At 69.3% G+C, this 26,396-nt stretch carries 34 protein-coding genes; 18 read left to right on the forward strand and 16 right to left on the reverse strand.

From position 1 onward, the window contains the following. Positions 1-241 precede the first annotated feature (241 nt). Positions 242-997 carry a ricin-type beta-trefoil lectin domain protein gene (locus tag DEJ46_RS00710; RefSeq protein WP_150263450.1) on the forward strand — a complete coding sequence of 252 codons (756 nt, stop codon included), beginning with the start codon at positions 242-244 and terminating at the stop codon, positions 995-997. A gap of 127 nt (positions 998-1,124) precedes the next feature. On the opposite strand, the gene DEJ46_RS00715 is transcribed toward DEJ46_RS00710, so the two are convergent. The 6 genes from DEJ46_RS00715 to DEJ46_RS00740 all read right to left on the reverse strand — a co-directional run bounded on the left by DEJ46_RS00715 (position 1,125) and on the right by DEJ46_RS00740 (position 6,444). Beyond that, positions 1,125-1,811 carry a hypothetical protein gene (locus DEJ46_RS00715; protein ID WP_150263452.1) on the reverse strand — a complete coding sequence of 229 codons (687 nt, stop codon included), beginning with the start codon at positions 1,809-1,811 and terminating at the stop codon, positions 1,125-1,127. Next, positions 1,804-2,331, reverse strand: a complete 528-nt coding sequence (locus DEJ46_RS00720; RefSeq protein ID WP_150263454.1) for a SigE family RNA polymerase sigma factor — start codon at positions 2,329-2,331, stop codon at positions 1,804-1,806. The genes DEJ46_RS00715 and DEJ46_RS00720 overlap by 8 nt, the downstream gene beginning before the upstream one ends. Before the next feature lie 482 nt (positions 2,332-2,813). Then, entirely contained in the window at positions 2,814-4,262 is a 1,449-nt protein-coding gene (locus DEJ46_RS00725; RefSeq protein ID WP_223834428.1) for a hypothetical protein, read from the reverse strand. A gap of 280 nt (positions 4,263-4,542) precedes the next feature. After that, complete coding sequence (locus DEJ46_RS00730; protein ID WP_150263458.1) at positions 4,543-5,196, reverse strand: hypothetical protein; 654 nt, start codon at positions 5,194-5,196, stop codon at positions 4,543-4,545. 250 nt (positions 5,197-5,446) lie between these two features. After that, positions 5,447-5,764 carry a hypothetical protein gene (locus DEJ46_RS00735; RefSeq protein ID WP_223834429.1) on the reverse strand — a complete coding sequence of 106 codons (318 nt, stop codon included), beginning with the start codon at positions 5,762-5,764 and terminating at the stop codon, positions 5,447-5,449. Between the two features lie 155 nt (positions 5,765-5,919). Then, the gene (locus tag DEJ46_RS00740) at positions 5,920-6,444 is read right to left on the reverse strand and encodes an AAA family ATPase (RefSeq protein ID WP_150263460.1); all 525 of its coding nucleotides are present in this window, start codon (positions 6,442-6,444) and stop codon (positions 5,920-5,922) included. 170 nt (positions 6,445-6,614) lie between these two features. Here DEJ46_RS00740 and DEJ46_RS39535 point away from each other — a divergent pair, with 170 nt between their 5' ends. The 6 genes from DEJ46_RS39535 to DEJ46_RS00765 all read left to right on the forward strand — a co-directional run bounded on the left by DEJ46_RS39535 (position 6,615) and on the right by DEJ46_RS00765 (position 11,013). After that, a complete protein-coding gene (locus DEJ46_RS39535) occupies positions 6,615-6,845 on the forward strand; it encodes a hypothetical protein (protein WP_223834430.1) in 231 nt (76 codons plus the stop codon). 99 nt (positions 6,846-6,944) lie between these two features. Beyond that, positions 6,945-7,331: a hypothetical protein gene (locus tag DEJ46_RS39540; protein ID WP_223834431.1), complete on the forward strand. Its 387-nt coding sequence runs from the start codon at positions 6,945-6,947 to the stop codon at positions 7,329-7,331. A 156-nt stretch (positions 7,332-7,487) separates the two neighbouring features. After that, complete coding sequence (locus DEJ46_RS00750; RefSeq protein ID WP_150263461.1) at positions 7,488-8,480, forward strand: DUF1996 domain-containing protein; 993 nt, start codon at positions 7,488-7,490, stop codon at positions 8,478-8,480. Between the two features lie 84 nt (positions 8,481-8,564). Continuing rightward, entirely contained in the window at positions 8,565-9,149 is a 585-nt protein-coding gene (locus tag DEJ46_RS00755; RefSeq protein WP_150263463.1) for a sigma-70 family RNA polymerase sigma factor, read from the forward strand. Beyond that, positions 9,146-9,886, forward strand: a complete 741-nt coding sequence (locus tag DEJ46_RS00760) for a zf-HC2 domain-containing protein (RefSeq protein ID WP_150263465.1) — start codon at positions 9,146-9,148, stop codon at positions 9,884-9,886. The genes DEJ46_RS00755 and DEJ46_RS00760 overlap by 4 nt, the downstream gene beginning before the upstream one ends. Positions 9,887-10,074: 188 nt before the next feature. Further along, positions 10,075-11,013 carry an SCO0930 family lipoprotein gene (locus DEJ46_RS00765; protein ID WP_150263467.1) on the forward strand — a complete coding sequence of 313 codons (939 nt, stop codon included), beginning with the start codon at positions 10,075-10,077 and terminating at the stop codon, positions 11,011-11,013. A gap of 265 nt (positions 11,014-11,278) precedes the next feature. On the opposite strand, the gene DEJ46_RS00770 is transcribed toward DEJ46_RS00765, so the two are convergent. After that, the gene (locus tag DEJ46_RS00770; protein ID WP_223834432.1) at positions 11,279-11,704 is read right to left on the reverse strand and encodes an ester cyclase; all 426 of its coding nucleotides are present in this window, start codon (positions 11,702-11,704) and stop codon (positions 11,279-11,281) included. Positions 11,705-11,947: 243 nt separating this feature from the next. On the opposite strand from DEJ46_RS00770, the gene DEJ46_RS00775 reads away from it, so the two are divergent. From DEJ46_RS00775 to DEJ46_RS00785, 3 genes are all read left to right on the forward strand, one after another. After that, positions 11,948-12,574, forward strand: coding sequence for an SMI1/KNR4 family protein (locus tag DEJ46_RS00775; protein WP_150263469.1), 627 nt, complete (start codon positions 11,948-11,950; stop codon positions 12,572-12,574). 347 nt (positions 12,575-12,921) lie between these two features. Further along, the gene (locus tag DEJ46_RS00780; RefSeq protein WP_150263471.1) at positions 12,922-13,158 is read left to right on the forward strand and encodes a hypothetical protein; all 237 of its coding nucleotides are present in this window, start codon (positions 12,922-12,924) and stop codon (positions 13,156-13,158) included. Positions 13,159-13,256: 98 nt separating this feature from the next. Further along, complete coding sequence (locus tag DEJ46_RS00785; protein ID WP_263411780.1) at positions 13,257-13,565, forward strand: zinc-binding dehydrogenase; 309 nt, start codon at positions 13,257-13,259, stop codon at positions 13,563-13,565. A gap of 249 nt (positions 13,566-13,814) precedes the next feature. Here DEJ46_RS00785 and DEJ46_RS00790 read toward each other — a convergent pair whose 3' ends face one another. Both DEJ46_RS00790 and DEJ46_RS00795 read right to left on the reverse strand, forming a co-directional pair. Further along, a complete protein-coding gene (locus DEJ46_RS00790; RefSeq protein ID WP_190622364.1) occupies positions 13,815-15,128 on the reverse strand; it encodes a hypothetical protein in 1,314 nt (437 codons plus the stop codon). A 143-nt stretch (positions 15,129-15,271) separates the two neighbouring features. Then, on the reverse strand, positions 15,272-16,180 hold the full coding sequence (locus DEJ46_RS00795) for a LysR family transcriptional regulator (RefSeq protein WP_150263475.1): 909 nt from the start codon (positions 16,178-16,180) through the stop codon (positions 15,272-15,274). A 72-nt stretch (positions 16,181-16,252) separates the two neighbouring features. Between DEJ46_RS00795 and DEJ46_RS00800 the strand changes: the two genes are divergently transcribed. Together DEJ46_RS00800 and DEJ46_RS00805 are read left to right on the forward strand one after the other, a co-directional pair. Beyond that, complete coding sequence (locus DEJ46_RS00800; protein ID WP_150263477.1) at positions 16,253-16,642, forward strand: RidA family protein; 390 nt, start codon at positions 16,253-16,255, stop codon at positions 16,640-16,642. Positions 16,643-17,028: 386 nt separating this feature from the next. After that, positions 17,029-17,607, forward strand: coding sequence for a fasciclin domain-containing protein (locus DEJ46_RS00805; protein WP_223834434.1), 579 nt, complete (start codon positions 17,029-17,031; stop codon positions 17,605-17,607). A 111-nt stretch (positions 17,608-17,718) separates the two neighbouring features. On the opposite strand, the gene DEJ46_RS00810 is transcribed toward DEJ46_RS00805, so the two are convergent. Continuing rightward, positions 17,719-18,030, reverse strand: a complete 312-nt coding sequence (locus DEJ46_RS00810; RefSeq protein ID WP_150263481.1) for a hypothetical protein — start codon at positions 18,028-18,030, stop codon at positions 17,719-17,721. A 384-nt stretch (positions 18,031-18,414) separates the two neighbouring features. Here DEJ46_RS00810 and DEJ46_RS39545 point away from each other — a divergent pair, with 384 nt between their 5' ends. The 3 genes from DEJ46_RS39545 to DEJ46_RS40430 all read left to right on the forward strand — a co-directional run bounded on the left by DEJ46_RS39545 (position 18,415) and on the right by DEJ46_RS40430 (position 19,287). After that, a complete protein-coding gene (locus DEJ46_RS39545) occupies positions 18,415-18,627 on the forward strand; it encodes a transposase (RefSeq protein WP_223834435.1) in 213 nt (70 codons plus the stop codon). A 220-nt stretch (positions 18,628-18,847) separates the two neighbouring features. Next, positions 18,848-19,009, forward strand: coding sequence for a hypothetical protein (locus DEJ46_RS39550; RefSeq protein ID WP_223834436.1), 162 nt, complete (start codon positions 18,848-18,850; stop codon positions 19,007-19,009). A gap of 155 nt (positions 19,010-19,164) precedes the next feature. After that, positions 19,165-19,287: a hypothetical protein gene (locus DEJ46_RS40430; RefSeq protein WP_263411742.1), complete on the forward strand. Its 123-nt coding sequence runs from the start codon at positions 19,165-19,167 to the stop codon at positions 19,285-19,287. Positions 19,288-19,338: 51 nt separating this feature from the next. Here the strand turns inward: DEJ46_RS40430 and DEJ46_RS00820 are convergent, their stop codons facing one another. The 3 genes from DEJ46_RS00820 to DEJ46_RS00830 form a co-directional block, all read right to left on the reverse strand. Further along, a complete protein-coding gene (locus tag DEJ46_RS00820) occupies positions 19,339-20,052 on the reverse strand; it encodes an alpha/beta fold hydrolase (RefSeq protein WP_150263483.1) in 714 nt (237 codons plus the stop codon). Between the two features lie 281 nt (positions 20,053-20,333). Continuing rightward, positions 20,334-20,687 carry a PRC-barrel domain containing protein gene (locus DEJ46_RS00825; RefSeq protein ID WP_150263485.1) on the reverse strand — a complete coding sequence of 118 codons (354 nt, stop codon included), beginning with the start codon at positions 20,685-20,687 and terminating at the stop codon, positions 20,334-20,336. A gap of 449 nt (positions 20,688-21,136) precedes the next feature. Then, a complete protein-coding gene (locus tag DEJ46_RS00830; protein WP_150263487.1) occupies positions 21,137-21,457 on the reverse strand; it encodes a plasmid stabilization protein in 321 nt (106 codons plus the stop codon). Positions 21,458-21,641: 184 nt separating this feature from the next. Here DEJ46_RS00830 and DEJ46_RS00835 point away from each other — a divergent pair, with 184 nt between their 5' ends. Both DEJ46_RS00835 and DEJ46_RS00840 read left to right on the forward strand, forming a co-directional pair. Further along, on the forward strand, positions 21,642-22,265 hold the full coding sequence (locus DEJ46_RS00835; RefSeq protein WP_150263489.1) for a flavodoxin family protein: 624 nt from the start codon (positions 21,642-21,644) through the stop codon (positions 22,263-22,265). A 142-nt stretch (positions 22,266-22,407) separates the two neighbouring features. After that, positions 22,408-23,199, forward strand: coding sequence for an SDR family oxidoreductase (locus DEJ46_RS00840; protein ID WP_411757704.1), 792 nt, complete (start codon positions 22,408-22,410; stop codon positions 23,197-23,199). 37 nt (positions 23,200-23,236) lie between these two features. On the opposite strand, the gene DEJ46_RS00845 is transcribed toward DEJ46_RS00840, so the two are convergent. From DEJ46_RS00845 to DEJ46_RS00855, 3 genes are all read right to left on the reverse strand, one after another. Beyond that, complete coding sequence (locus tag DEJ46_RS00845) at positions 23,237-23,935, reverse strand: DUF6766 family protein (RefSeq protein ID WP_150263492.1); 699 nt, start codon at positions 23,933-23,935, stop codon at positions 23,237-23,239. Positions 23,936-24,016: 81 nt separating this feature from the next. After that, positions 24,017-24,397: a hypothetical protein gene (locus DEJ46_RS00850; protein ID WP_223834437.1), complete on the reverse strand. Its 381-nt coding sequence runs from the start codon at positions 24,395-24,397 to the stop codon at positions 24,017-24,019. Positions 24,398-24,459: 62 nt separating this feature from the next. After that, positions 24,460-25,107 (reverse strand): hemerythrin domain-containing protein, encoded by a 648-nt coding sequence (locus tag DEJ46_RS00855; protein WP_223834438.1) that lies wholly within the window; start codon positions 25,105-25,107, stop codon positions 24,460-24,462. 742 nt (positions 25,108-25,849) lie between these two features. Here DEJ46_RS00855 and DEJ46_RS00860 point away from each other — a divergent pair. Beyond that, on the forward strand, positions 25,850-26,275 hold the full coding sequence (locus DEJ46_RS00860; protein ID WP_150263494.1) for a PPOX class F420-dependent oxidoreductase: 426 nt from the start codon (positions 25,850-25,852) through the stop codon (positions 26,273-26,275). Positions 26,276-26,396: the final 121 nt, after the last annotated feature.

The raw sequence follows: 26,396 nt of genomic DNA on the forward strand, positions 1-26,396 counted from the left end.
GTGGAGTCCCTGATCTTCACCCTGACCCGCCTGGAAGGTTCGTGGTGGGCCTGTGGGGGGAGCAGTGGAGACTCCCAACCACCCTCCCTGGACGGGCCGATGGCGTGATCCCTACCCCGCGGTGTTGACCGTGCTCACATCGGGCCCGAAGCTTTCACGCGACCCGCACACCTGTCACATCGTCACCACGACGGCCTGGCAGTCGGGTTGACCGGTTCCCCGTCTCCGTAAGGACCTTCCGATGCGCCGTACCGCCGCACTGTTCGCCACCGCCCTGCTCGCGGGAGCCGCCGCATTCACCGCACCCGCCGCCAACGCCACCGAGAGCCCCGCCTCCGCCGCTACGCAGTCCACAGCGACCGTCCCTGGCCCCGGCGGCGTCGGGAGCTGCACCGAGGCCGGCATGTCCGCCACCTGTACCGGCCTCGACCCGATGCAGACCTGGAGCGTCGGGGGCACCTGTGCGAGCTACGACTTCAGCACCGGGTCATACACCTTCTCGCAGGCGTGGAGCGGCTGGGTCACCGGCGACACCACCACCTCCGCGAGCTGCTTCGGTACGGGCATGTGGTGGGGAGGCGGCGTCTCGTTCGGACCCGCCGTTCCGGCCGGTCCGGTCGGGCAGGTCACCGGCTTCGCGGGCAAGTGCCTGGACGTACGCGGCGGCAGCATGGCCAACAAGACCCCCACGCAGATCTGGGACTGCCTCGGCAACGTCAACCAGAGGTGGAAGATCGGCGCCGACGGCACCATCCGCGCCGTCGGCGTGTGCCTGGACATCTGGGACGGCCGCACCGGCAACGGCACCCAGGTGCACACCGGCCCCTGCAACGGCAACGCCGCGCAGCAGTGGCGGGTCCGGAGCGACGGCGCGATCGTCAACACGAAGTCCGGCCGCTGCCTGGACGTCCGGGGCTTCGACAGCACCAACGGCAACATCGTGCAGATCTGGGACTGCAACAGCACCTCGAACCAGATCTGGCACCTGCCCGCCTGATACGTCCCGGCCGCCCGAACCCGAGGCCTCCATGGTTACGGTCGGGGCGGCGCCAGGGTCGGAACTCGATGCGGGCCCAGTCGTAGAACCGCCATTCCGCTTTCGCAGGCGCCGTGGACGCTGAGCGTTATGGACGGCCGCTCTTCGCAGGAGACTTCGGCCCGGCCAGTTCGGCACGCAGGCGCTCCATCTCCACGATTCCTGGCTTGTCTCCCTCACACGCCAGCTGAAGGCGGCCATCGGTACCGAAGGGCAGCACATCATCAGGCCTGAACTCGAAGAGACGCCGTCCGTCTTTCGCGGGACGCTCCGCCTGCGCGAGCAGCAGCACATAGCGGCCGGGCTGAGGAAGCTGCGTCTCGGATACCGGATACCACGTAAGGGCAGTGCCGGAGGAGGGGACGTTTCCGCTGTTCGTAAGGGTGCCATCGATATCAAAGTGGAAGGCCGAGCCCCCGGTGATGCCGTCGTCCATGTCGATGCTGCCCGCCCGCACCTGCCCGTACACGACCCGGAAGCCCGCCTGCTGGCCATCCCTGAGGTTCTGGACAGTGCTCTGCAGGCACTGAGCCGAGGCAGCCGGATGCTGTTCTCCTTGCCCTGCCATGCCCCTGAGCATGGCAGGGACGCCCACCGCAGTCGCAACGAGCACCGCGGTGACGCCCGCCGCCACCCCCAGCCGCCGGCGCGCCAGCCGGCGCCGGGCGTGGGCGGTGAAGTCCGCGCCAGGTGTGGCCGGGCTGCTGGGCAGTTCCGCGGCGGCGGCGAGCAGCCGCTGCACCTGCTCCTCCTCGACATGCCGCTGGTCAGTCACGGTCCACACTCCTGTCACAGTCGTATGAGACGGCGGTCAGAAGACCTCCGTTACGAAGGGCCTCAAGGGCACGGGCTGCGCGGCTCTTCACCGTGCCGGGAGAACAGCCCAGGACGCCGGCGATCTCTCCCTCGCTGAGCTGGTGGTAGTAACGCAGTACCAGCACAGCCCGCTGAGCCGGCGGGAGAGTCAGTAACACGTTGCGCACCGCCATGCCTGTTGCCGTCTGGTCCTCGTGGCCCGGAAGAGCGGCCTCCGGCAGTTGCTCGGACGGCATCTCGGCATGCCACCTCCGTCGGCGGTCCTTGACCAGCAACCGGACCATCGTGGTGCGCGCGTACGCCTCTGCGGCTTCCAGCCTCCCGATCCGGTGCCATGCGCGATAGGTGCGCAGCAGCGCCTCTTGCACGAGATCCTCGGCCCGCGGGCCACTGCCCGCCAGCAGCCTGGCCGTCCGCAGGAGTGAGGGGTAACGCGCGCCCATGAACGCCGTAAACGCCTCGTCCCTTCCGTTGCCCATCCGCTCCACTCCTTGCTGGCCCGCCACCCGGGTCCTTCCCCCTGACAGAGGACCCGGGTGGCGAAGAAGGTTCCACAGGGGCCGACGAGTGTCCGTGATTGCCCAGCTTCAGCGGAGCTGAAAGTGGACTCGCGAATGACCGGCTCGCTCCGCCCGGGCCCGCAGTCGGGAAGACCGGCGGGCTGGTCCCTCAAGATGTGCGGCGCCGGATGTGGCATCGGTGTGGGTGCGTTCGAGGATGTGGAGCTCCGCGGAAGACTGGTCATCCGCTTTCCACCAGGCAACGTCCCTCTCCGCTCTGCCGGAGAGCTTCCCCCGAACCGGATGGAACTGGGACGACGTCGATCCCCCGCCCGCCTGACCACCCCCCTTACCGAATGTGCGACAGAACCGAGATTCGGAAACGCTTGTCCGGTGTGTCGGCATCGACCGGTGGTCGACGGAGGTTGCCATGCCTCTGACCGCGGCACGACCGTGGTCTCTCAGCGTCGGGACATCGCCGGCGGGGTGGGGGCGTCGTCCAGGCAGCGGTCGAGGAGAGCGTGCATGCGGGGGACGGGGAGGGACGGGTTGGCGGCGGCGCCCTCTGCGGTGCGGGGGTCGGCGAGGAGGGCCTCCAGGGCCTCGGGTGACAGGCTCGGGTTGGCGGCGGCTGCCCGGCGCACCGGCGCGTCGGGGTCTTCCACCGGGGGATCGGCCAGGACGGGATCGGCTGCGGCCAGGGCGCGCACCTGCGGGTCCGGGTGGCCGATGAGATGGCTCGTGCCCGTACGGGGGAACGCGGGCAGAGTCAGCAGGTGCGGGCGGTGGGCCGGGCGGGTGACGAAGACGTCCAGGAGGAGGTGCGGCGGCGCCAGCGGGTGATGGCAGGCCAGCCTGATCCGTACCTCCTCGTCCTCGTCCTGCGCGAGTTCCGCGACGAGTTCCACGGCCAGGCCGGGCCAGCTCGCCGCGACCCGGCGGAGCACCGGTTCCCCGGACGCCGCACAGGCGACGAACCAGCCCGCTGATGGCCGCGGGGCGGGCTCGGTGATCGGGCAGGTGCAGTCCGGGCCGTGGTCGACGATCCTGTGGATCATGTCGTACTCGACCCAGGTGCGGGAGAAGGGATGGAGGCGTGCCCGCGCCCGTACGTCCTCGTCCGGGTCTTTCCTCAGCTCCGCGACCAGGTCCGGCCCCAGGTCGGGCCGAGAGGCGACCAGCGCGCGGACCCCGGCCTCGGGATGGCGCGCGAGCCGGGCGACGGCGTAGGCCGGGGCGTGGCGATTTCGGGCCAGGGGGCGCACCGTGCCGTCCGCGAAGCACTGCTCGACGAGCGCCGGGGACAGGGCGCACGTGCCGAACACGAAGACCTGGTTGCGCGGCTCGTAGGACGGCAGTCGCGCCTCTACTTGTTCCGGATCCAGCACCCAGGTGCTGTTCTGCGCCGCGTCACGGACCGTGGGGTCCGGATCGTCGAGCAGCGCCGCTCGCTGCGCCGGGGTGAGCGACTCCCAACTCCAAGTGGCCCGTATCCGGAGTTCGGGATGCTCGCGGGCGGGCAGGGAACGGCGGAAGGAGAGCGGGATCTGCCGGGACGATTCGAGCACCCCGACAATCTCATCTGCGGTGAGCCTGCCGTCCTCTCCCCCGTCCTGCGCGGTCAGCAGCGTCACGAGGATGTCGTCCGGCAGCGGCCGGACCCATCGGGGCCGGGACCGGGGGCCGTCGGCGAGCCACGCACGGACGACCCCCGACGGGTCCGTCGCCAGGGGGGCGAGCCGCGCCGGGTCGACGTACAGGTTGCGGGCGAGCGCGCTGCGGACGGCTCTGACCGGATGACGCAGGGCCGCGTCGATGACGTCGTCGGGCAGGTCACGACCCTCGCACATCAGCAGGCCGGCCTCACCGTCCGCTTGATCCATCAGGCGGATCAGTACGTCGGAGGGCACCGCCGGATTGAAAGCGAGGCCGCGCAACCACAGTTCATGCAGGGAGTCGGACACCGCGTCATCCTGCCACCTCACCTCCCGAAACGGGTCGCCCGATGCCTGCCGCCTCGACGCTCACCAGCGGGCTCCAGCCGTAGGGCTCGGACACGTCGGACCACGTGGCCAGGGGCAGCGATTGCGTGTGGCCTCCGCGCTTTCGAGCCATTGAACGGGACCTTCTCAACGACATGCCGGAGGTGATCGTTGAACGTCATGGTCAATCGGGTCCTGTCGGTCGAGGTCATGCGTCCCATTGGTCGCAGTACTCGATGTGGATCTCGCGCGCGTCACCGAGAATGCCTTCGTTGGAGTGGAGTTCGGTGCAGAAGTGCGGGTAGCTCGACTGGCCGGGGACGTATCCGGGGCCGTTGCGGGCGATGTCGAAGAAGTGCCCGGCGGTGTCCCTGAACACCTTCGCGCTGCCGGTCATGAACAGGGTCTCGGCGTGGAGATGCTGGTGAAACAGGTCCCGGTTCTCCTTGTAGTGCCGTGCCTCGTAGTCAGCCACGGCTTCGTCGGCGTGGCCTGCGCCAGGCAGCGTCACCGTCTGCGGACGCCCTGGGCCGAGCCGTCGTCGTATTTCCTTCCAGCGTGAGGGCGCGAACTGGAGCGAGTGGTGCAGCAGTACGAGATCAAGCTGCCGTGTGCCGTCTTCCGGCAGCTCGTGGGAGGGGCCACGGTTCCCCCGCATCGGCAGGTGGACCAGCGAGCGCGGCGAGGAAGCGGCGAGCTTCCATAGCCCACCGATTCGCTGGGCGGCATCCTGATCGAGGTAGGTGTCCAGGTGCCGATCGCGGTCGACGAGCACCGCGTGGACCAAGGGCCGGGCTGGTCGGATGACCTTGAACTCCGTTGATCCGAGCCGTGCTTGGTGGATGGTGATGCGTAGCTTCACTGGTTCTCCAGGACTCGGCGGCTGACATCGGCCGCGTAAGGGGCCCAGTCGCCGACTGATGCCTTCTCCGATCGGACGGCGACTCGGATGTGGACGCCGAGTACCCGGGCGATGACGGCGGCGGGCAGTTCGGGCCTCCAGGCCGGAAGAAACCTGGCCCACACTCCGCCACGATGTGCCCACATCCCGTATGGACAGCCGATGAAGTAGCGAAACACCCGCGGCCCCGCCGTAGGGGTGAGAGATGAGGTCAGGTACGAACCAGTGAGGCATGGATGCGGGCGATGGCCCGCAGCACCTCGTCACGGTTCTTGGCCTGCTGCATCCATGCGGGCAGGCGGGCCACCACGGTCATCCTTCGGCCGTGGTCGTGCCAGGGAATCCCTTCACGCAGCGGTGCCTGCGCAAATCGTTTGATCAGGTCCAGGTGTTCCAGGTTGGAGGCCCATACCCACCCGCGCCGGGTCTCGGTCTGCAGCCAGAGACGGACATCGAAGTACGGGTCTGAGGCCGGCGCGTGCCAGTCCCGATGCAAGGCCACACCACCACGTGTCCATTCCTTCGCCATCCCGCAGCTCCGACAAACGAGACGCCTCGGACAAGTACGCGCCCCAGCACCGAAAGCGCCTAAAGATTGAAGATCACGCAAGGGCCTGTCCGGCGGGTCAGTTCGGGCCGGTGCGGGCACGCCTGACACGGGGGCGCTGTCACGGGCCGCAGCCGTCACGCGAACGACGGCCACCGATCGGCGGCCCACTCCACCCAGCCGACCCAGCCGGGCGGCGGGCCCGCTGCCCCACGCCCCTCCAGCTCCGCCGCGTCGGGCTCCTCAAAGTGCGCCCGCCCGTGAAGGATGTCGCCCTCGGACATGGGCAACGTCTCCTGGGGGACGGTCGCCCAGCGATGTGCGATACGAGCGCGCTGGGTCTCATCGTCCACCGGCAGGTAGACCATGCGGAAGCACGCGCCCTCGGCCTCCACCAGCCAGCGGATCGCCGACCGCTCGGCCCGTGACCAACAGCCGTAGTCGAGGACGACGTTGGTGCTCAGCTTGACCGCCTCCAAGGCGAGCCAGAGCATGCGCCCCTCCAGCACGTCGCGCCTCCCGTCCGCCTCCGCTTCGCCGAACAGGGGAATCATCCAATCGTCGGGTGTCAGACGCAGGGCGCCGTACTCCACGGCGAGCTGCCGAGCTCTCGTCGTCTTGCCGGCCCCTGGCAGGCCGACCATCAAAAACAACGTGGTCACGCGCAGATCATGGCAGGGAAGTGCATAGCCCTCTACCGACGGCTCGGATTTCACGCTCCGCCGCCGAGCGTGCCGGCGCTGGCACCTCGCGAAGGTTCCGCGCCCGCGCCCTTCGGGGCAGCGAACACCCACGCCGATCTCTCCCGCAGCTTCGTCGAGTTGGTGACCCGGTGAAGCCTGGAAGCACGGCGGGCCTGCCACCCGACGCGCGGATCGTTCCGCTCCAGGCCCCTCCGGAGAAGCTCCCCCTGGTCATGTCGCGGATCGAGGAGACCAGCGCCCGGCTCGACGGATGGCGTGATCGGTTCGAAGGGCTCCACATCCTCATGTTCTCCTCTCCGGACGTCGACGGCGCGGCGAAGCGGCGCTCACCGCTGCCGGCGCCGGGCACGGCGGGGTGAACGCCGTCGGCCGACCGGCCGAGACGCCCAACGGCGTGCGCACGGAGCCCGTTCGCCACCTGGAGATCGACGGGGCACCGGAAGGCCGGATCGGCGTCGTTGCCGATTCGGACCCGGAATTCCAGCAACACCCGTCACCTCGGTCACCCCGACGGTGCCCAGGGCCTTGTCGAGGCGGTGCTCTGCGTACCTGACGGGCAACTCTCCCTGGTGAGCGAGCGGTACGAGCGGTATCTGGGACGCCCGCTCTCCCCAGAGGGGCCGGTCACCTTCGTGACCAAGGCCGACCTCCTGGATCTGCTGCCGGGTGAGGATCCGCCCGCATCCCCGGCGCTTGTCGCCTGCACAGTTGCCGTCCCGGACATTGCCCGGGTACGGGCGCTGCTCGCGGAGAACGGACTGCCCGTACGCCGGACGTCCCGAGAGGAGCTCTTCGTTCCGGCAGAAGCGCCCCTCGGTGCCGCTCTGATCTTCCGGGAGAGCTGAGAAGGTCCCGCAACCCGCGGAGGCACCGCTCGCCCTGCCACGAGGGAGCCTCCACCGTTCGGGGCATGCGACTGCGCCGCAGCATCGAACCGGCAGTCCGCTCAGCGGTCGGGCCGTGGTTGACGGGGACGGCGGCGAGCAGCGAACGTGACCGGCATGGGGAGAGAACACCGGATGCCGATGCTGCTCGTCTGCCTGATCCTGGCGGGCGCGCTCGCCGCCTGCGCCCTCAGCGCGACACGCACCGGCGGGTCTCACGCGGCACCGTCCGCCGGGCCGGCGCCCGAGGATTACGTCGACCTCCGGACCGTGACACCCACCCCACCCGCGCCTCAACCCGGCCCGGACGGCTCCGCCGGCAGTTTCACCGTCGACTGCGGGCGGAACGAGGAAGGGCACTACAACCAGGACAACCTGGTCGTCTCGCCGGGCCTGCCCGGAGGCGCCCACCACACCCATGCGTACGTGGGAAACCTGTCCACCGACGCCTCCTCCACGGACGGGAGCCTGGCGTCCGCGCCCACGACCTGCCGGGACGGGGACCGCTCCACGTACTACTGGCCCGTGTTGCGCCGCACCGACCGGCCCGCGACCGAGACGCACGAGACGGCCGCCGGACACGGGAACGCCGGCCAGATCCTCCAGCCCGTCAAAGTACGACTGGAGTTCCGCGGGAACCCGGCCGGCAAGGTGGTGGCGATGCCCCGGTTCCTGCGCGCGCTCACCGGGGACGCCGTGGCGTTCACGGCGCGCACCGACGAGGCGGTGCGGGCACAGTGGGGCTGTTCGAGCCTCCCCGACCGTTCCACCACGCGCTATCCGCGCTGCCCCGAGAGCGACCGGCTCACCCGTACGCTCGTCTTCCCGAGCTGCTGGAACGGGCTCGACACCCGCTCCACCGGCCAGTCCCATCTGCGATTCCCCGCGGCCAACGGGGTCTGCCCCGGGGACACCTTCGCCGTGCCGGAGTTGCGGATCGGCCTGGAATACGAGGCGCTGCCCGACGGCGTACCGATCGCGCTGGACTCCTTCCCGGAGCAGCGTCACAGCCCCGAGACCGATCACGCCATGTTCGTGAACGTGATGGCCGAGAGCCGCATGACGCAGCTCGTCGGCTGCCTCAACGACGGTCGCCACTGCCACACTTGAGCAATGTGACGCAGATCACGTGAACCGTGCGGTCCGGGGCCTCGTGTGGGTCACGACACAGGCGACTTCGGACGGAGCGGGGAGATGGCCGGACCACTGTGGCCCCGTAGCAGGCGGGGCTCCACCGATGAGGCATTGATCAGGACGGTGTACGAGGAACACGGCAACGCCCTGCTCGCGTACGCGACACGGCTGACGGGCGACCGGGCCACGGCCGAGGACGTCGTCCAGGAGACCCTGATCCGGGCCTGGCGGCACGCGGACGCCCTGGTCAACGGAAAGGGATCGGTGCGCGGCTGGCTGCTCACGGTGGCCCGCAACATCATCACCGACCGGTACCGCGCCAAGGCCGCGCGGCCGACCGAGATAGCCGAGTCCCCGGCGACGCCGCCGCTGGAGGACGACCACGCCGAGGCAGTCGTGGACACGATGAGCATGCTCGGCGCGCTGGACCGGCTGACACCGGAACACCGTGACGTGCTCACGGAGCTCTACTACCGCGAGCGCAGCGTCGCCGAGACCGCCGACACCCTCGGCATCCCGGCCGGGACAGTGAAGTCCCGCTCGCACTACGCGCTGAAGGCGCTGCGCGCGTTGTTCCATGAACATGAGACCGATCAGCCGGGCGTGCCGGAACACCGGTCCGGACTGAGGGAGGTGGTGGCATGAACCGGCAGCAGCACGACGAGGAGGTCCTGCTCGGTCCGTACGCGCTCGGAGTGCTCGACGAGGCCGACGTCCGCAACGTCGAGACACACGTGGCCCAGTGCTCGACGTGCCGGGAGGAGCTGGTCTCGCTGCGCGAGCTGGAGACCGCGCTCGGCGAAGTACCGCCCGAGGCGTTCCTCGACGGGCCGCCCCAGGGCGGCGAACTGATGCTCCAGCGCACGCTCGGGCAGATGCGGAACGAGCGCGCGGGAGGGCAACGGCGGCGTGCGGCCCTGGCCGGCCTGGCGGCGGCCGCGGCGCTGGCCGGGGTCTTCTGGGCGGGAACGGTCACCGGGACCGGCAGCCCACCGGTCGCGGCACCACCGCCGCCCCTGCCGACGGCCACCGGAACGGTCACACCGGCTCCCCCGCCACCGGGTACAAGGGTGGCCTCGGCGACGGACCCGGCCAGCGGGACCCGGATGACGGTACGGGTCACCCCGGCGGCCGCCTGGGTGCGGGTGCACGCTGCGGTGACCGGGCTGCCGCCCGGCGAGCGCTGCACGCTCGTCGTCGTCGGGCGCGACGGCAGCCGGACCACCGCGGGCAGCTGGGTCGTGGGGGCCGGTGAGCACTCGGGCGAGGGCAAGGGCGCGTCGCTGGACGGATCGGCGGCGGTCGACCCCAAGGACGTGCGGGAGATCGTCGTCGAGAACGAGGAGGGCAAACGGTTCGTGACCGTACCCCTGGATGCCTGATCCCTGCCCCTCCGCCCGTGCGCGGCGCTTCGCACGCCAACGCCGGCCGGTCCCGACACTCGGGGCCGGCCGGCGTTCGCGTGTCCCCGAAAAAAAATTCCTCGGGATTCGTTGAACCCACCCCCTGACGGGCCTCGTGTCTCCGATGCAAGCAGATACCGATGAAGTATCCGAACAGGGGTGTTCTCATGACGAACCTGAACAAGCTCACCATCGCCGCAGCCGGAACCGCACTCCTCCTCGGCCTGACGGCCTGCGGAACGCAGGAGAGCGGCGCCGGGTCCGCGGTCCCGGCCCCGGCCGGCGCGAGCGCCTCGACGGGCAGCGGCAGCGGGTCCGACGGCTACGGCGCCACGCCTTCCGGCGGGGCGAAGGCCGCGGCGTCCGGCCCCCTGGCGACCCGTCAGGACCCCAGTCTTGGCACGGTGGTGACGGACGCGGCCGGGTTCACGCTCTACCGCTTCGACAAGGACACCGCCAAGCCCTCCGCCTCGAACTGCGACGGCGACTGCGCGAAGGCCTGGCCGCCGGTCCCTGCCGGCAGCACCCAGCCGGGAGACGTCGAGGCGTCCCGTACCGGCTCGGTGGATCGGGCCGACGGCACGAAGCAGCTGACGATCGCGGGCTGGCCCGTCTACCGCTTCGCCAAGGACACCGCCCCCGGCCAGACCAACGGACAGGGCGTCGGCGGCACCTGGTTCGCCGTCACCCCCGACGGCAAGAAGGCGGGCGCCACCGCACCCGAAGCCGACGAGGACGGCACCGGAGAGCCGCTGCCCGCACTCTCGCTCCGCAACGACGACCGGCTCGGCCGGATCATCCAGGACGGCAAGGGCCGCACCCTGTACCGCTTCACCAAGGACACGGCCTGGCCGATGAAGTCCAACTGCGAGGGCGCCTGCCTGGAGAAGTGGCGCCCCGCCAAGCCCGTCGACGTGAACGACATCGACGGCATCGACCCCAAGAAGCTGATCGTCCTCACCCGCCCCGACGGCACCAAGCAGCTCACCGTCGACTGCTGGCCGCTGTACTGGTTCACCGGCGACAAGACCCCCGGTGACACCAACGGACAGGGGGTAGGCGGCACGTGGTTCGCCGTCACGGCCGACGGCAAGCTGGCGAAGTGACCCTGCTGAACTCCCGGTGTGCAGCGAAAGGGAGTTCGCCGTTCTGGGGAAGGCGGCGGCCTCCGGTTGCGACGTCAGCCCCGCGGGCGAGGCGTGCGGGGAGGGCGAGGAGACGGGCCGGGGCTCTCGGTGGAGTCGGTGCCGGTCGCGCCTGAGGGCGAGCACCGGGCGCCGTCGTGGGCCGGCCGAGGGCGACAAGCCTGTCGGGTGCGAGCCTTCTTCCCACCCGGGGGACGTCCGGCTCCTCAGATCGAAGGCACGGGCGTCATCGTGCGACGGGCTCGGGTGCGATCTGCCCCATGAGGCTGAGCATGTCGGGGGCCACCCATTCCTCGGCGAGCCTCTCGCCCTCGATCCGGTAGATCTCGACGCTGCGGAATCCGACCGGCCGGCCCGTTGCCTCCAGCCCCTGGAAATTCCCCCGGTGCGTTCCGTCGAAACGGACCCGCACCGCCACCTTGTCACCGGCGCCGAACATGTCCTCGACCGTGATCCTCAGGTCGGGGAAGCCGTCCCGCATGGCCTGGGCCCCCGCCCTCCAGACCTCCCGGCCATGCACCGGGTGGGGCGCCCCCGGCAGGTGGGCGGTGAAGTCCTCCGCCAGCAGCTCGACGCAGGCCTCCAGGTCGCCGCTCTCCATCGCCGCGTAGGCCGTACGCACCAGGTTCATGTTCTTCTCGTCGGCGTTCATTTCCGTCTCCTCGCTCCATGGATCGTGTCGGCCGGCCGGTGTGATCCGGTCCTGGCACTTCCAGTGGAATCCCTGCCGTCGCGTCAAGGTCAAGCCGGGAGGAGGGGCGTGGCGGGTGGCCACGGCTCTGGCCTGCTTGAGCCGCATGAGCCTTTGCCCAGGCGGGCAGGGGGCCGTCGCGTCCAGGCCGTTGAAGCTCCTGTCGATCGTCAAGACCGCAGGTGGGGTCCGTAGGATGCGTTCGTGGCGGGGTTTGAAGAGGTCAAGGCGACGTTCTGGGGCGAGGGGCTGTACGGGGTTAAGCCACCGTTGACCGACGCGGTCGTCGAAAACGCCGAGCGTCGGCTCGGTGTCCGTCTGCCGGCATCCTTGCTGGAGATCCTGTGGGTGCAGAACGGCGGTGTGGTGGCGGACTCGTGGAACGCGTTCCCGACCGATATGCCGACGTCGTGGAGCGAGAATCATGTTCCGTTTGACGAGTTGATGGGTATCGGCCGTCACGACGGCCGGTTGTCTGTGCTGGACACCTCCTACTTGGTTGAAGAGTGGGGCCTGCCTTCGCCGCTGGTTCTGCTGTCCGGGGATGGTCACTGCTGGATCGCTCTCGACTACCGGGCCTGTGGGAAGGACGGGGAGCCGTCCGTGACCTGGTTCGATGTGGACGACAGCCTGGAACTCCCGCTGGCTGCGGACTTCCAAGTGTTCGTCGAACGGCTCACTGCGGCCGCGTCGCTCGATCTCGATCACGCGGACGGCAACCCGTCGACGTCAAGCACGGCGAGGCGCTCCGTGGTCTCGTCATCGGACAGCGACGCAGGCACACCATCGTCAGGTCCTCTCGGTGACAAGCAGTCGATCAGGTCCCCCTGACAGCATCGAGTGCCAAGCGTCACTGGCTGGCAACCGGGGTGCCGGACTGGTTCGCCACGAACCCACCCTCCCCAGAGGACGGCGACCCCAACCCCCGTGCTGAGCGGCCGGCTGCGGCGCTACACCAGCGGCAAGGCGCTGGCCTCCGGACTCGGCGAAGCGGTCTTCGACCGAGCCCTGGCCGATCCCGTCTGGCTGCGAGAGAGCTTGGCGGCCGAATCGATCATCGACGACGGTGATCAATCTCAGCGTCACATCTCTGCACCGCAACCAACCAAGCTGGGGAATGCTCGTCGCAGAACCCGGCAGACACCATGCCGTAGCGCATACCGGAAGAGCAGAATGTGATGACCGAGAAGCTGCTGCCCAAGCAGGCGCTGGCCGCAGTGATCCAGGCGTTGGACGGCATCTGGGACACGCAGCGCGCCGTGCTGGCTCTGCGTGTCGCCGGGTACGAGCAGACAAGTGGCGAGGCCGCGGGCAAAGCGGCCCGCAGGCACCTGCGCGCGCTCGCCGATGACGGCCTGATCGTGAGGCCGGATCCCGGTCAGGCCGTCTACCGGCTGGCCTCATCGCCGCTCTAAAACCCGTAGTACAGCGGGTTGTTCCGCGGCCAGTCGTGACACAGCTCGCCAAGCACGCTGGAGCGGAGGTGATCGCCACGGCCGGTCCGCGGAGCACCGTGGCGGTCCTGCGGCAGGGGGCGGACCAAGTGATCGACTACACCGCGGGGCCGGTGGGTGCCTCGCTCGACGGCCGGGTGGACACCGTGCTCAATCTGGTCCCGCTGAGCGCGCCGGACGCCACCGCTCTGGCGCCTCTGGTGCGGCCGGGCGGGAGGATCATCCCGATCGCCACCCCGATCGAGCCGCCTTCCGACGCCGGGGTGAGCGCGATGCACATGGTCGCCCACAACGATGTCGCGCAGCTGGCGGCGCATAACCTCAGCGAAACCGGTCGAACCCGAGGCAAAGTCGTCATCATTCCCTGAGCCCGCGGCGGCCGGAACTTGCTACGGGGCTCCACGCCCTGGGTACGTGCCGGGTACCCGACGTTAGGTCCTCGCGTCCGCCGTACGACTCGGGCACGAGCCGGTGGATCGCCTCGCGGGTGCCGAGCGGGCGGGGAGTTCGGATCGGCGCTGAACTCGCCGTCCGCGCGGGCGGCCCCACGGGTACTTCCAGAAGGTCCTGCGAGGCTGGCCACGGCCCTACGGACCCGTGGCCTGCTGCGTCGCCCGTCAGTGAGCTTGTGCCGGCGTTGCCCCCGTTGAACCTGCAGAGACACCCCCTGCCGGCCCCTTGCCGGGCCGAGGCATCCGGACAGGGCCGATGGTGCGGGTCACCTCGGACGTCCCATCGGCGCCCGTGGTGACGAAGACCAGCTCGGCGCCTTCGTAGGGCGCCCCGAGCATGACGGCTTCACGGAGCCTCGTTCTGGTGATCGGGACGTCGTCATTCCCGTCGGTGTCGTCGATGTCGTCGATGTCGTCGGCGGCATCGATCTCCGCGCCGAGATCCTCGTGCTCATCCGCGACCGGGAACGCCGGTACGCAGGTACAGGCGAACAGAGGTGTACTCCCTGCGGCGTCATCGGCGGCGTAGACCCAGGTCCGGCCCTCGTGGTCCAGCCGCTCCAGCACCCGCAGGGCAGGCACCGGTCCGTGGTGCAGCGCTGCGGCACGTCGACGTGCCAGAGATCCCGTCGTCACCAGCGAGAGCCCGGGCAATCCGCAGGCGAGGACCAGCAACTGCCAGCCGAACGCGTCGTACGGCTCGGCAACGAGGCGCCGCCACCCCTCGCCCTCCAGCACCGCCACGGTGGTCCCGAGCCTGTAGTCCTCGGGGAAGAGGGCGTCGACAGTGATGCGACGTCCGTCGTCGGTGCGGACACGCAGCGACATGTCCGTACGGCCCGTGACTTCGGCCTCGGTACGCGTCGCCCGAGCGGCCTGCCCCTCGTCCACGTGCACGGCGCGCAGGCCCAGGGCGATCGCGCCGACGGCCACGGCGCACAGCACCAGCCCGGCGGCGATCGGGATCGCCCCCCGCTTCAGCGGGCGGGCAGGCTCCACGCGGCGTTGCTCTGCACGAGCTGTCGTCTCGATGAGCCGCCGCTGCCTCTGCCGGGTGCCCAGCCGGGCCCACGCCGCTGCCCAGCCGAAGCCGAGGGCCGCGATGACCGCCAGATTCGCCACCAGGGATGCCCATCCGGCTGAGGGCAACTCCTCCCAGGCCACGATGACCGCCAGAACCGGTGCGGCGACGAGGGTGAGCTCCGGAAGCCGGGCAAACCAGTACAACAAGCCGACGGCCAGGCCCACCTGCACCATGCCGATCCAGTCCGGACCGCACGGGACCGCGTCGCTGCACACCGGAACCGGCTCCAGAGCGATCGCAGCAACCACCGTCGCGAGCAATGCCAGGACAGGCCAGAGCGGCCTCGCCCACAAGCCTGGGCGGGCGCCCGCCCAGGCCGCCGCATCGACGGACAGCCAGGCAGGAACGCCTTCGGAATCGGAACCCGACGGTATCGGTACGGAAGTCTTGGACACCCGAGGATTATGCGGCAGTCCCCGTCGAGCCGGCGACGGACACAGCTCCGCTGGTCGCACCACGTATTCCGAGGAGCAGTCGGCCATACGGGGCGGGTCAGGCGTTCTGGGAGGTGACAGCGCGTACGACGAGGCCGTCGCGGCTAGTGCCTGTCCGGCGGGTCTTGGACGAGGATCGCCAGCAGGTTTGTGACCAGGGGGTTTTGGTCGTTCTTGTGCCAGGCGACGGCGACTCTCGTGCGGGTGGTGCTGGGCTCGATCCTGCGGAAGGCGACGCCTTCGAGGCGGATGCGTCGGATGCTCGCCGGGGCCAGGGAGACGCCCAGGCCGGCTTCCACGAGCGCGCACACGGTTTGCCACTCCACCGCCTGCTGGACCACCTGCGGTGTGAAACCTTCTGCGATGCACAGTTCGACGATCTGGTCGTGCAGCTGCGGGCCGGCCTCCCGTGGCAGCAGCACGAACGGCGAGTCCGCCAACTGCCCAAGCCGAACGACCCGTTGCGCGGCCAGGGGGTGATTGGTCGGGAGCACAGCCACGAAGGACTCGCTGAGTACCGTCCGAAAGCTGAGCTCCGCCTCGTCGGCGGGGGGTTCGCGTAACAGGCCGATGTCGATGGTTCTGTCGTGCAGGGCGGCGATCTGTGGCGCGGTGGTCATCTCACGGATGTCCAGGTGCACGCCGGGGAACCTCTGCCGGAAGGTGCGCAGGAGGCCGGGCAGGACTGTCAGGGCGAGGGAAGCAGCGAAACCGACACGCAGACAGCCGGCCTCGCCGCTGCCGATGGCCCGGGCTGCGGCAAGGCCGTCTGCCAGGTCTGTGAGGGCCCGGCGGGCGGCGGGCAGCAGTTCGCGACCCGCCGGGGTGAGAGTGACACGTCCCGGTTCGCGGCTGAACAGCGCGTGACCGACCTTGTCCTCCAGGCGGCGGATCTGCTGGCTCAGCGGCGGCTGGGCGATGCCCAGGCGGGCGGCTGCGTGGCCGAAGTGGAGTTCCTCGGCGAGTACGACGAAGGCGTGCAGCTGCGGGAAGGGGACTTCAGGGCGGTCCATATGCCTAGAGATATCAGGTCATGCCTGTGGATGTATTAGACGTATCTGTGCAGGCCGCTTAGCGTTCGGCGCATGACAGAGCGACGCGCGATCCTCAGCGGCTCGACCTTCGAGGAGCAGATCGGCTATGCCCGTGCCGTGGTCGACGGCGACTGGGTGCATGTGTCCGGGACGACCGGCTTCGACTACACCAGCATGACGATCTCCGAGGACGTGGTGGAGCAGGCCGAACAGTGTCTGCGCAACATCGAGGCCGCGCTGACCGAGGCCGAGTCCACCTTCGCCGACGTGATGCGGGTGCGCTACCTGCTCCCCGACCGAGAAGACTTCGAGCCCTGCTGGCCGGTCCTCCGCCGCTGCTTCGGCGATGTCCGGCCGGCCGCCACGATGCTCGTGTGCGGCCTCGCCGACCCCCGCATGAAGATCGAGATAGAGGTGTACGCGCGCCGGGCCACCGCGTAACCGCCTGATCCGCACCGGGAGAACCGGGCCCGACAGAGGGCGGGACGGTCCGACACATCTTGAATGGGCACGGCTGGAGCCGCTCCTGCCCGCACGGGCCGGGCGAGCGGGCTGGCGGGCTGGCGGTGGAGCGAGCACCGCATGGTGATCGACGGCATCCTCCATCGCCTCGCCTGGAGCCGGCTGCGTACCGCGCCCCGGCCCAGCACACGAGTCGTGGCCGACGGCGCCGCATGCGTGTCGTGGGGTGCCGGGTCGGGCGCAGAAACAAACTTTCCCGCTCGTGAGCCATCCGGCTCGGGGTGACGCACCGAATACCTGGTGAGGACACCGTCCCACTCATGGCCGGACCCGCCTCGGGTTCGGGCCCAGGAGGAGGAATCATCGTGAACACCTCGCATCTCACACGCCGCATCGCGGCCGCTGCCGCCGCCGTCGTACTCCCGGTCTCGCTGGGCGTGCTCGCTCCGCAGGCGTTCGCCGCCGACGCGGACGGACCGTTCGGCCCGGGCTGTGCCGCGGTACCCACCGAGGGTGACGGAAGCTTCGACGGCATGGCCGACGACCCGGTGGCGACCGCCGCGTCGAACAACCCGGAGCTGTCCACGCTCGTCACGGCCGTCCAGACGGCCGGTCTGGTCGACACGCTGAACAAGGCCGAGGACATCACCGTGTTCGCACCGACGAACGACGCCTTCGCGAAGATTCCGAAGGCGGACCTGGACAAGGTCCTGGCCGACAAGGCCACCCTGACCAAGATCCTCACCTACCACGTGGTGGGCGAGAAGGTCGACAAGGCCGCGCTCGCCGACGGCTCGTTCAAGACGCTCCAAGGCGGCACGCTCACCACCGACGGCTCCGGCGACGCCTTCGTCGTCAACGACACTGCCAAGATCGTCTGCGGCGACGTGCCGACCTCCAACGCCACCGTCCACATCATCGACACCGTCCTGATGCCGAAGTGACGGTCGCCCCACCGCTCGACGGACCGACGAACAGCCGTGGATCTCCGGGTCCGCGGCTGTTCGTCGGTCCGTCCGGAGCCGCCGGAGGCGAGGCGGATACGGACCGGTCCGTCAGCCGAACGTGAAGAAGCAGCCCTCGATCCCAGGCGCCGGCCGGATGTCGAGCCGTGCCCGGTGGGAGCTGTCGTCGTCGACGAGGGTGTAGAGGGTCGGTGTGCCGCTGCCCCGGATGGTCTTCAGGGGCTTGCCGTCGGAGGTGCCGGTGACCGGGCCGTCGCCCGCCAGGACGAGACGGACCCTCCTGGCCTGGTAGTTCATCGCCAGCCGGGCGTCCGCGCCGGCCGTGAAGTGCTCGTAACCGGCTGTCCACGTACCGCCGATGGCCATGCTGTCCTTCGGGACCGCCTGCGGCAGCCGATACACGAAGGCCTTCCGTGTCCCTGCCCGGTGCCGGGCGCTCGGCGATGGCGACGTCGGGCCGTGGGCTGCCCTGCTCGACGTGGCGAATTGCGGGTGTTCCTCGGGGCGGCTGGGCGGCGACTTCTGTCCGGGGGCGCCGGCGGTGAGGAACACCACGGGAAGCACGGGCAGAAAGCGAAGCGGCCGGGAGGTGGAAGAGATGACGGAAGAGGAGTTCCGTCGGCTGATGGAACAAGCGCGGCGAGAGGCTTCCCGGAACGTTTTCCCCTCCTCCGGTTCCGAAAACGAATCGCCGTACGAGACCGCCGCCCACCACGCCGAGAGCGGCGCCGCCGCGCACTAAGGTCCGTATCGAAGTGAATCCTTCTCCATGAATGATCTTCGTTCATGGGGCGGGGTGATCCCCCTGATGAACAGTGGCGGTGTGGGAGCCGTTGTTGCCGACGGGGTACGAAGGCGGGGCGGCCGCCTGTTCGGCCCCTGCGGCAGTTGACCGACGGCATACGGTTCCGGGTCCGAACGGGCGTTCCGTGGCGGGACGTGCCCGTCGAGTACGGCCCGCGGGGCCGGATCTACGACTTGTTCCGCGGATGGCAGTGAAACGGCACCTGGCACCGGGTCTTCAGCCGGCTCCAGTTCCTGGCCGATGCGAAGGGTGCGATCGTGTGGGATCTGAGCGTCGATTCCACGGTGTGCCGCGCCCATCAGCACGCGGCTGGAGCCCGGAAGCAGGGATCTTCAGAAGGAACCGCCGGGTGGTGTCTTCACCGAGCCCCGAGATCATGGACCGGGACGGTCGCGCGGCGGGTTCACCCCCAAGGTGCACCTGGCCGTCGCGCAGGGCCAGAAGCCCATGTCGATCGTGCTGACGGCCGGGCAGCGCGGCGACTCGCCGCAGTTCGAACCCGTGCTGAGGAAGGTCCGCGTGCTCCGCATCGGGCCGGCCGACCGCGCGTCCGTCCTGATCGGTGCGTGCCAGTAAGGCGTACGCCTCCCCCAAGAACCGCGCTTTCCTGCATCGCCGGGGGATCCGCTGGATCCGCTGCACCAACCCGGACAAGGTCGACAAGGCGCACCACCGCTAGCAGCGCGGCTCTCGCCGCGGCCGGCCGCCGAGGTTCGGCCCAGTCGACCACCGTGAGCGCCACGCGGTCGAGTGTCCGCCTCAAGGGGTACTGCGCCGTCGCCACGCGATACGACAAGCCAGCGGTCCGCTACGAGGCGACCGTCCTCATAGCGGCCATCGGCGAATGGCTGTGACGAGCACTCATCAAGCGCGTCCAACACAAGCCCGCAGACGTGGAGGTGCTCTCACTCCACGGCAGCATTGAGGAGAATCTGCGCCAGCTCGCGCGGCTGGGAGAACATCGGCCAGTGGCCGGTGTCCATCTTGACCAGCCGCCACCGCTCGCTGTTCAGCAGCTCGGCCACATCGTCGTCCGGCTCGGCGTCGTCTGGCTCGGCCCCCGGCATCACGCACAGGATGTATGTCGCCGGAAGTTCACCGAGCGGCCCCGCCAGCACAGCGGGCTCGGTCAGCGTGGCACCTGGGTGAGGCGTCGAGCCACGCACGAGGCGTGCGATCTGCTCATCGGTGAGACCTTCGCCGTCGTAATGAGCAGCTGGCGCGAGCGGCCAGAACCCTCCGTTCTCGGCGATCGATGCCTCCACTGCCGCCCCGCCGTCCGGCCAGGCGGAGACAAACGACTCGCCGTCGGTTGGAACACTTGAGTCGACGAATACCACGCGGGCCAGTCGGTCACCGATCCGCTCCGCGGCCTGACCGACCGGGATGCCCGAGTAGCTGTGACCCACCAGGACCACGTCACGCAGACCCAGGCGTTCCACCTCGGCAACGACGTCCTGGACGTGAGTCGCTTGCCCCGCCGGTACACCCCGCTTGTCAGCAAGACCGGACAGCGTCAACGGATAGACGCCGTGGCCGGCCGCACGCAGATACGGCACCACCTCGCCCCACGCCCACGCCCCGAGCCGCGCACCTGCAACCAGCACGAAATTCACCATGCTCGCACCGTAGCCGGGCGGCCTGACGATCTACTAGAAAATACTTTCGACAGACGCCTGGTTGCCCCGACCTTCGAGGGCGAGCCCCCACCCGCGCGTGAGGTGACGGTCATCGTGTCGGCGCGGGTCGGTAACGTCACCAGGTCGGCCGGATCCGTGGGACCGCCCCCGCTACCGGTGCCCGGCATTGGGGGCCGGGTACTCCCCGAGCGCGGAGGCTCGCAGGGCGGACTGGGCCCCGTGGCCGGCTACGGCGTCCACGGCGAGAGTGGAATTGGCTTCTACATGTGCGGCTGCCGGTAGTACCGGGCGAACTGCTCCAGGTAGTCGGGATCGCCGGCGTGCTTCGCCTCGTCGAACTCGGGGGCGTCCTTGATCTGGTCCTTCGTCCGGTCGACGTAGACCGTCTCCGCGGCAGTGTCGATCAGCCTGATCGTCCCGGCGGGCAGCAGCACGTGCTTGCCGAAGATCCACACCCCGGTGTCGACGACGAGGTAAGAGGCACCGACATCCTCGGAGTGCTTGCTGATCTTCCCGATGCCGCCGTCGGTGGCCTCGACCTTGTAGCCGACGATGTCGACCCCCTGCTGGTAGCCCGCGTTCGGGTGGTAGCCCCAGATGTCGAACTTGCTCACAGCAACGCCCTCCAGTTTGTCTAGGATCACGAGCAATCTGCCAGATTGAGCCGGGACCAAAACCCGAGTACGGGAGAGCCACTCCGCTGCCTTCCGTTCGGCCGTTTCCGTCAGGATCGGCGGCTCATGTGTCCGGCTGCGTTCGACGGCGATGCCGGCGGGGAGGAGGCGTGATCCCCGGGCCACCGCGCTCTCGTCGAGGCACAGCCAGATTGCGCCAGGACCTCATCCCCCCACGAAATGCCCGAGTGTGCCGTCCCCCCTGAGGTTGATGCGCTCGTTCGGCATCACGGGAGCAGACCGCCATGCGACGCCACGGCACCGCCGGCCACCCGGAGCGGACCGCGAAACCGCCTCGGTGACTACCTGCCCGCCGAGAAGGCGGTGCCCCTTGCCACCCGCGACGCGGTGCCGGCCCGTAAGGTCCCGAGCGGCGCTCCACGACGGGCTCAGTGGCCGAGAGCTTTCTTGAGCTGCTGCTTGGTCATCGTCGAGCGGCCCTCGATGTTGCGCTTCTTCGCTTCCTCGTACAGCTCGTCTTTCGTCCGCTCGGACGAACCGCCCGACTTCTGTCCGCCACGCTGGGACGCGGACTTGCCCTGCGTCGAGCTGCGGCTGGACGTCTTCGACTCGCCGGACCGCGCGCGTTCCTTGTTCACGGTCCGGGAGGCCATCTCCTTCGCCCGGCTCTCGGACATGCCCTGCTTCTTGCCGGACTCCTTGATGTGCTCGTACTGCCGCTCGCGCTTCGGGCTGGATCCTCGAGGCATGACAAACCCTTCATCGACGGTGTCGTACGGCCATCGTGCGAAGGGGGGATTCGCCTCGCATCTCCGACGGCAACGCCGCTCTTGGACCTGGCCCCGATGAAGACTGCCGGGTGCGGACCGAGCCAAAGGGGATGAATCACGCGGTGTGCGATAGCGGCGTCGGGTGTGCGGGTAGCCGCTCATCATGAACCCCAGCAGTCACACCCCGCTGCGTGCTGTCGTGCTCGTCTGCACTCTGTCTCCCTCGCCGGCCCGATCCAGCTCGCAGCTGCTGGCCGAGCAGGCCATGGCCGCGCTCGCCGAGCACGGCGTGACGGGCAAGACCATCCGGATCGCCGATCACCACGTGACGCCCGGAGTGCAGACCGACATGGGTGAGGGGGACGCGTGGCCGGAGATCAGGGCCACGATCCTGGGCTGCGACATCTTGATCCTGTCCACGCCGATCTGGCTCGGACACCCCTCCAGCATCGCCCAGCGGGTCCTGGAGCGCCTCGACGCGGAGCTCGGCGAGAGCGATGACGAGGGCCGCATGCTCACCTACGGCAAGGTCGCCGCGGTGTGCGTGGTCGGCAACGAGGGCGGCGCCCACAAGGTCAGCGCCGATCTGTTTCAGGGCCTGAACGACGTCGGGTTCTCCCTCGCCCCGAACGCCGTCACCTACTGGGTCGGCGAGGCCATGCAGGGCACCGACTACCAGGACCTCGACAAAACCCCCGAGAAGACCGCCGCCACTACCAAGACCCTCGCCGCGAACACCGCCCACCTTGCCCGCCGGCTCAAGGCCTCGGCGTACCCGGCGAGCTGATCTGCCTGCCGTCCCGGCCCATCTCGACAGGAGACTTCACGTGCCAGCCCCCGACGCCCCCCGGGTTCCCGACCCGGTCACCCGCCACCCCCGGCCGCCGTTTCCGGATCAGGAGCAGGACCATCCCGGCTCGACTGAAGGAATGGATCCGCGCCCCGATCACGGGGAGGCCTCCTACCGTGGCCACGATGTGCTCCTGGACCGGGCGGCGGTGGTCACCGGCGGCGACTCCGGAATCGGCCGGGCCGTGTGCCTGGCCTTCGCCCGGGAGGGCGCGGACGTCGTCTTCACCCACCTGCCGGAGGAGGCGGACGAGGCGGCCGAGACCACGCGGCTGATCCGGGAGGCAGGCCGCAAGGCGGTGGCCGTGTCCTGCGACATCCGGGACGAGGAACAGTGCGCAGCGCTCATCGACCGGGCGGTGAGCGAGCTGGGGCGCGTGGACATCCTGGTGAACAACGCCGCGTACCAGATGTCCCAGCCCGACGGGATCGAGGCGATCACCACGCAGCAGTTCGACCGGGTGATGAAGACCAACCTGTACGGAATGTTCTGGCTCACCCGCAAGGCCCTGGCTCACATGCCGCGCGGTGGGTCGGTCATCAACACCGCGTCCGTCCAGGGCTACCGGCCCAGCCCCCACCTGCTGGACTACGCAATGACGAAGTCGGCGATCATCTCCTTCACCCACGGGCTGGCGCAGATGGTCGCTGAGCGGGGGATCCGCGTCAACGCTGTCGCCCCCGGCCCGGTGTGGACACCGCTGATCCCCGCCACGATGCCCGACACCACGAGGTTCGGTGAGAAGGCTCCGCTGGGCCGTCCGGCCCAGCCGGCCGAGATGGCACCCGCATACGTCTTCCTCGCCTCCCCCCAGAACAGCTACATCACCGGGGAGATCGTCAACGCCACCGGCGGAACCCCCCTGCCCTGAACCGGGCCCGGGGCAGGCAGGGCCGGTTTCGCCCGGTTCAGCCCTCGACTCCGGTGGAGCTGTGCGAGGCTCCGACGGGCTTGGATTCCGGGGAGCCCCGCTGGCGCAGGTAGACGGAGAGGATGGCCATGGCGGCCACGGCCAGGAGCTCGGACTGCCAGTTCTGCAGGGACCGGTTCCAGAAGTCGGCACTCGCCAGGTAGTCGGCCCAGGAGACCGGCGCAAGGGGCTCGCGCAGCTGCTGCTCGTTGTATGCGGCGGCGCCGGCGATGGACTGGGCTAGCCAGGAGAGCAGGAACAGCAGGGCCATCACGGTCCCCAGGGAACGGGAATACAGGTGCTGTCGCCAGTCCTTCGTGCCGGCCCAGCGGGGCGAGTCGGCGCGCGCGTGGTCACCGATCTTCTGTTCCCGGTCGCTTTCGGGTCCGGCCTTGTGCAGCTCCTTGGACTCGGGTGAGCCTCGCTGGAGGAGCCAGACGGTCCCGAAGACGTAGAGGAAGAACTGCAGGAACTCCGACTGCCAGTTCTCGGTGACGTCGACGGCGAAGTCCGAGGACATCAGGTACTCGCCGAGTGTCAGCTGCTGCATGCCGTCGACGGCCAGGTCCTCGTTGAACCCGGCGTGCCCGGCGAGTGCCTGCCCGACCAGGACCAGGAGGAAGGCGCCGCCGAAGGCGAGGGTGAGGCTGTTGTCCCGCCAGAAGCTGCCCCTGGTCTCCTTCCGTCGGCCGTTCACCGGTGCATCGCGCCGATCGCCATGAAGTAGCCCAGCCCGCCCAGGATGACGGCCAGGCAGGTGATGAACAACAAGCGCACGTCAGCCGCCCTTCAACGAGCACCGGTAAGGCATGTCCTTCTGCGGTGCGCAGCCCGCCGCCGCGATCTTCCAGCCCTCGTCGAACTGTGACAGGAACAGCGTGTCGCCCTCCAGGTGCAACAGGGCCTGTCGCCCGTACACCTGCGTTCCGCGCACCGTGTCGGAGGCCTGGGGTTCCTCATCGGCCAGGGCCGGACCGCACGGCTTGGTGGCGTCTTCTTCGAGCTGTCGACGGGTCTGCGGGGCCAGCAGCACGCAGGCCCCCGCGTAGTCGGCGCGGGCGAGGGCCTCCTCGAAAGCGATTGCCGTCCCGCGCGCGCCGTCCAGCCGGGGTGCCGAGGCTCCGCACCCGCACAGCACCACAGCCGCGGCCACGGCCATGGGGGCCAGGGCCGGGTGCCTGCGCCGGGCCGCATGCCGCAAGCGGGGCACGTTGGCGACCGTCACTTGCCGGCCGCGCTCGGCACCGCGAGGGGGTCGCGGGAAGCCTTGCTCTTCTCGGCTTCCAGCTGCTCGCCGACCTCGGTGAGCCGGTTGCGGCCCATGGCCTTGCGGACGTCGGGGAACCACTCCTTCTCCTCCTCCTCGACATGGTGGCGGACGTTCTCCATCAGGACGGTCATCTTGGCCTTGAAGCGTTCGTCGGCGGGGTCCATGTCCTTGAGCTCGGAGAGCATCCACACCACGGCATGGTGTTCCTCGATGCTCTCGAGGATGTGATCAGTGGTCTTCGGGGCCGCCTCGCGAGCGGCGGGATAGAAGATTCGCTCCTCGATACACGCGTGCACCGTCAGCTCCTGAATCACCTCGTCAACGATGCTCCGCCGCTCGCCCAGATCGTCGTCGCCGGTCCTCTCAAACCGCTTGAACAGCTTCTCCACCGTCTTGTGGTCCTCGCGCAGCAGCACGATCGCGTCCATCTCCATTCCCTCCACGTGACAGACGGACCCGACAGGAAGCCGGGCATCGGTACCACCATCGCGCGCAAGCCAGCGCATCATCTCCCCCGGCACGCCACTCCACGCCAGATCGCCCAACCGGTCCAGGGCGGCGGGCGGCGCTGACGATGTGCAGGACGAGTAGGACTGCATGCTCGCCCCCTCTCCAGCGGCTCCGGGGCGGCACTGGCCAGGCGGAGACTGGTGATTTCCTGCGGCACGAGCTGGAAGATCACTTCGGTCTCACCCCTCTTCCATCAGAGCCGGAAGCGATGGCTGCCCGGCTGATGTCCTGCTGGACAGCTGCCGGCAAGGCCGATGGCACGGGCTGCGGATGTGGTCCGCCGATGGCACGTGGGAGCGGGTGTTCACCGCGCTTCCGGCCCAGACGGACGCCGATGAGGAGCCGAACTGGGTCGTCCCGGTGGACTCCACGATCGCGCCATCCCATCATCACGCGGCTGGAGCCCGCGAAGAGAAGGCGGGTGTGTTGATCACGAGCGTTGTAACGCCGGTTGGTCTTGATCATGGCGAAGAGCTTCGGTGTGGTGGAGGTGTCTGGGCTTCACCCCACACGGAGGTCTTCGTGCCATGCCCGTTCACGGAGGGCGCGAAGGGGTTCGTAGTGCTGCCCCGGCGCTGGAAGGTCAGCTCCTCGACTTCCAGCTTCCAGCTTCCGGAGGAGCTGTGGGAACTTCCACTCGGCACCTGACGAGATCGACTTCCGCTACATACACGCCCTGGGCAGTGTCCGGGCGGATCACGTGACCGGCTCGCCCTCGGGTCACCGGTCCGGGCGCGGGCAGGGTGCCCTGAGGCCCCCACCTGGGGGTGCTGACACGACGGGAATGTATTCCGGTGCGCCGCACCGCAGAGCTCGATTAGCCTCCCCGACATGCCCATGGAGATGAACGACACCGTACGCGGCCTGCTTGACGTACCGCACCCGGCCGTCTTGTCCACCCTCAACCCCGACGGCAGCCCGCAGAGTTCGGTGGTCTGGGTGAGCCGTGACGGCGGCGAGCTGCTGATCTCCACCGAACAAGGCCGACGCAAGGAGCGGAACATACTCCGCGACCCACGCGTCGGCCTGACCGTCTTCGACCTCGCCAACCCTTACCTGTACGTCGAGATCCGCGGCACGGCCACCGTTACCGAGGACACCGACCGCGCGGTGGCCGTCCGCATCGCCGAGGAATACCTCGGCCCGGGCGGCGGTGAGGAATACCTGGCGGCCCCGCCGGAAGAAGTACGAGTGGTCGTCCGCATCACCCCGACCAAGATCCTCGGCAACGCCACCAAGCCCACCGAGCCGGCCTAGGCTTTGCCAGGCGAGTCACGGGCGGAGCGCTTCCACGGCACCGTGTCCACCGGCGCGTTCCGCTTATGGTTCCGCTCGTGATCGTTCGGCCGGCAGGTGCTCGCCCTGATCAGTGGGAGCG

Origin of the sequence: Streptomyces venezuelae, assembly GCF_008642375.1 — a bacterium.
In the GTDB taxonomy this organism is placed as follows: domain Bacteria; phylum Actinomycetota; class Actinomycetes; order Streptomycetales; family Streptomycetaceae; genus Streptomyces; species Streptomyces venezuelae_G.

Bases quoted from the DNA above. Each gene is read 5' to 3' on its own strand.
- DEJ46_RS00710 (WP_150263450.1), top strand. From the start codon at position 242: ATGCGCCGTACCGCCGCACTGTTCGCCACCGCCCTGCTCGCGGGAGCC.
- DEJ46_RS00720 (WP_150263454.1), bottom strand. From the start codon at position 2,331: ATGGGCAACGGAAGGGACGAGGCGTTTACGGCGTTCATGGGCGCGCGT.
- DEJ46_RS00735 (WP_223834429.1), bottom strand. From the start codon at position 5,764: ATGGCGAAGGAATGGACACGTGGTGGTGTGGCCTTGCATCGGGACTGG.
- DEJ46_RS00750 (WP_150263461.1), top strand. From the start codon at position 7,488: ATGGGGAGAGAACACCGGATGCCGATGCTGCTCGTCTGCCTGATCCTG.
- DEJ46_RS00755 (WP_150263463.1), top strand. From the start codon at position 8,565: ATGGCCGGACCACTGTGGCCCCGTAGCAGGCGGGGCTCCACCGATGAG.
- DEJ46_RS00760 (WP_150263465.1), top strand. From the start codon at position 9,146: ATGAACCGGCAGCAGCACGACGAGGAGGTCCTGCTCGGTCCGTACGCG.
- DEJ46_RS00765 (WP_150263467.1), top strand. From the start codon at position 10,075: ATGACGAACCTGAACAAGCTCACCATCGCCGCAGCCGGAACCGCACTC.
- DEJ46_RS00770 (WP_223834432.1), bottom strand. From the start codon at position 11,704: ATGAACGCCGACGAGAAGAACATGAACCTGGTGCGTACGGCCTACGCG.
- DEJ46_RS00780 (WP_150263471.1), top strand. From the start codon at position 12,922: ATGACCGAGAAGCTGCTGCCCAAGCAGGCGCTGGCCGCAGTGATCCAG.
- DEJ46_RS00795 (WP_150263475.1), bottom strand. From the start codon at position 16,180: ATGGACCGCCCTGAAGTCCCCTTCCCGCAGCTGCACGCCTTCGTCGTA.
- DEJ46_RS00800 (WP_150263477.1), top strand. From the start codon at position 16,253: ATGACAGAGCGACGCGCGATCCTCAGCGGCTCGACCTTCGAGGAGCAG.
- DEJ46_RS39545 (WP_223834435.1), top strand. From the start codon at position 18,415: ATGGGGCGGGGTGATCCCCCTGATGAACAGTGGCGGTGTGGGAGCCGT.
- DEJ46_RS00820 (WP_150263483.1), bottom strand. From the start codon at position 20,052: ATGGTGAATTTCGTGCTGGTTGCAGGTGCGCGGCTCGGGGCGTGGGCG.
- DEJ46_RS00830 (WP_150263487.1), bottom strand. From the start codon at position 21,457: ATGCCTCGAGGATCCAGCCCGAAGCGCGAGCGGCAGTACGAGCACATC.
- DEJ46_RS00835 (WP_150263489.1), top strand. From the start codon at position 21,642: ATGAACCCCAGCAGTCACACCCCGCTGCGTGCTGTCGTGCTCGTCTGC.
- DEJ46_RS00840 (WP_411757704.1), top strand. From the start codon at position 22,408: ATGGATCCGCGCCCCGATCACGGGGAGGCCTCCTACCGTGGCCACGAT.
- DEJ46_RS00850 (WP_223834437.1), bottom strand. From the start codon at position 24,397: ATGGCCGTGGCCGCGGCTGTGGTGCTGTGCGGGTGCGGAGCCTCGGCA.
- DEJ46_RS00855 (WP_223834438.1), bottom strand. From the start codon at position 25,107: ATGCAGTCCTACTCGTCCTGCACATCGTCAGCGCCGCCCGCCGCCCTG.
- DEJ46_RS00860 (WP_150263494.1), top strand. From the start codon at position 25,850: ATGCCCATGGAGATGAACGACACCGTACGCGGCCTGCTTGACGTACCG.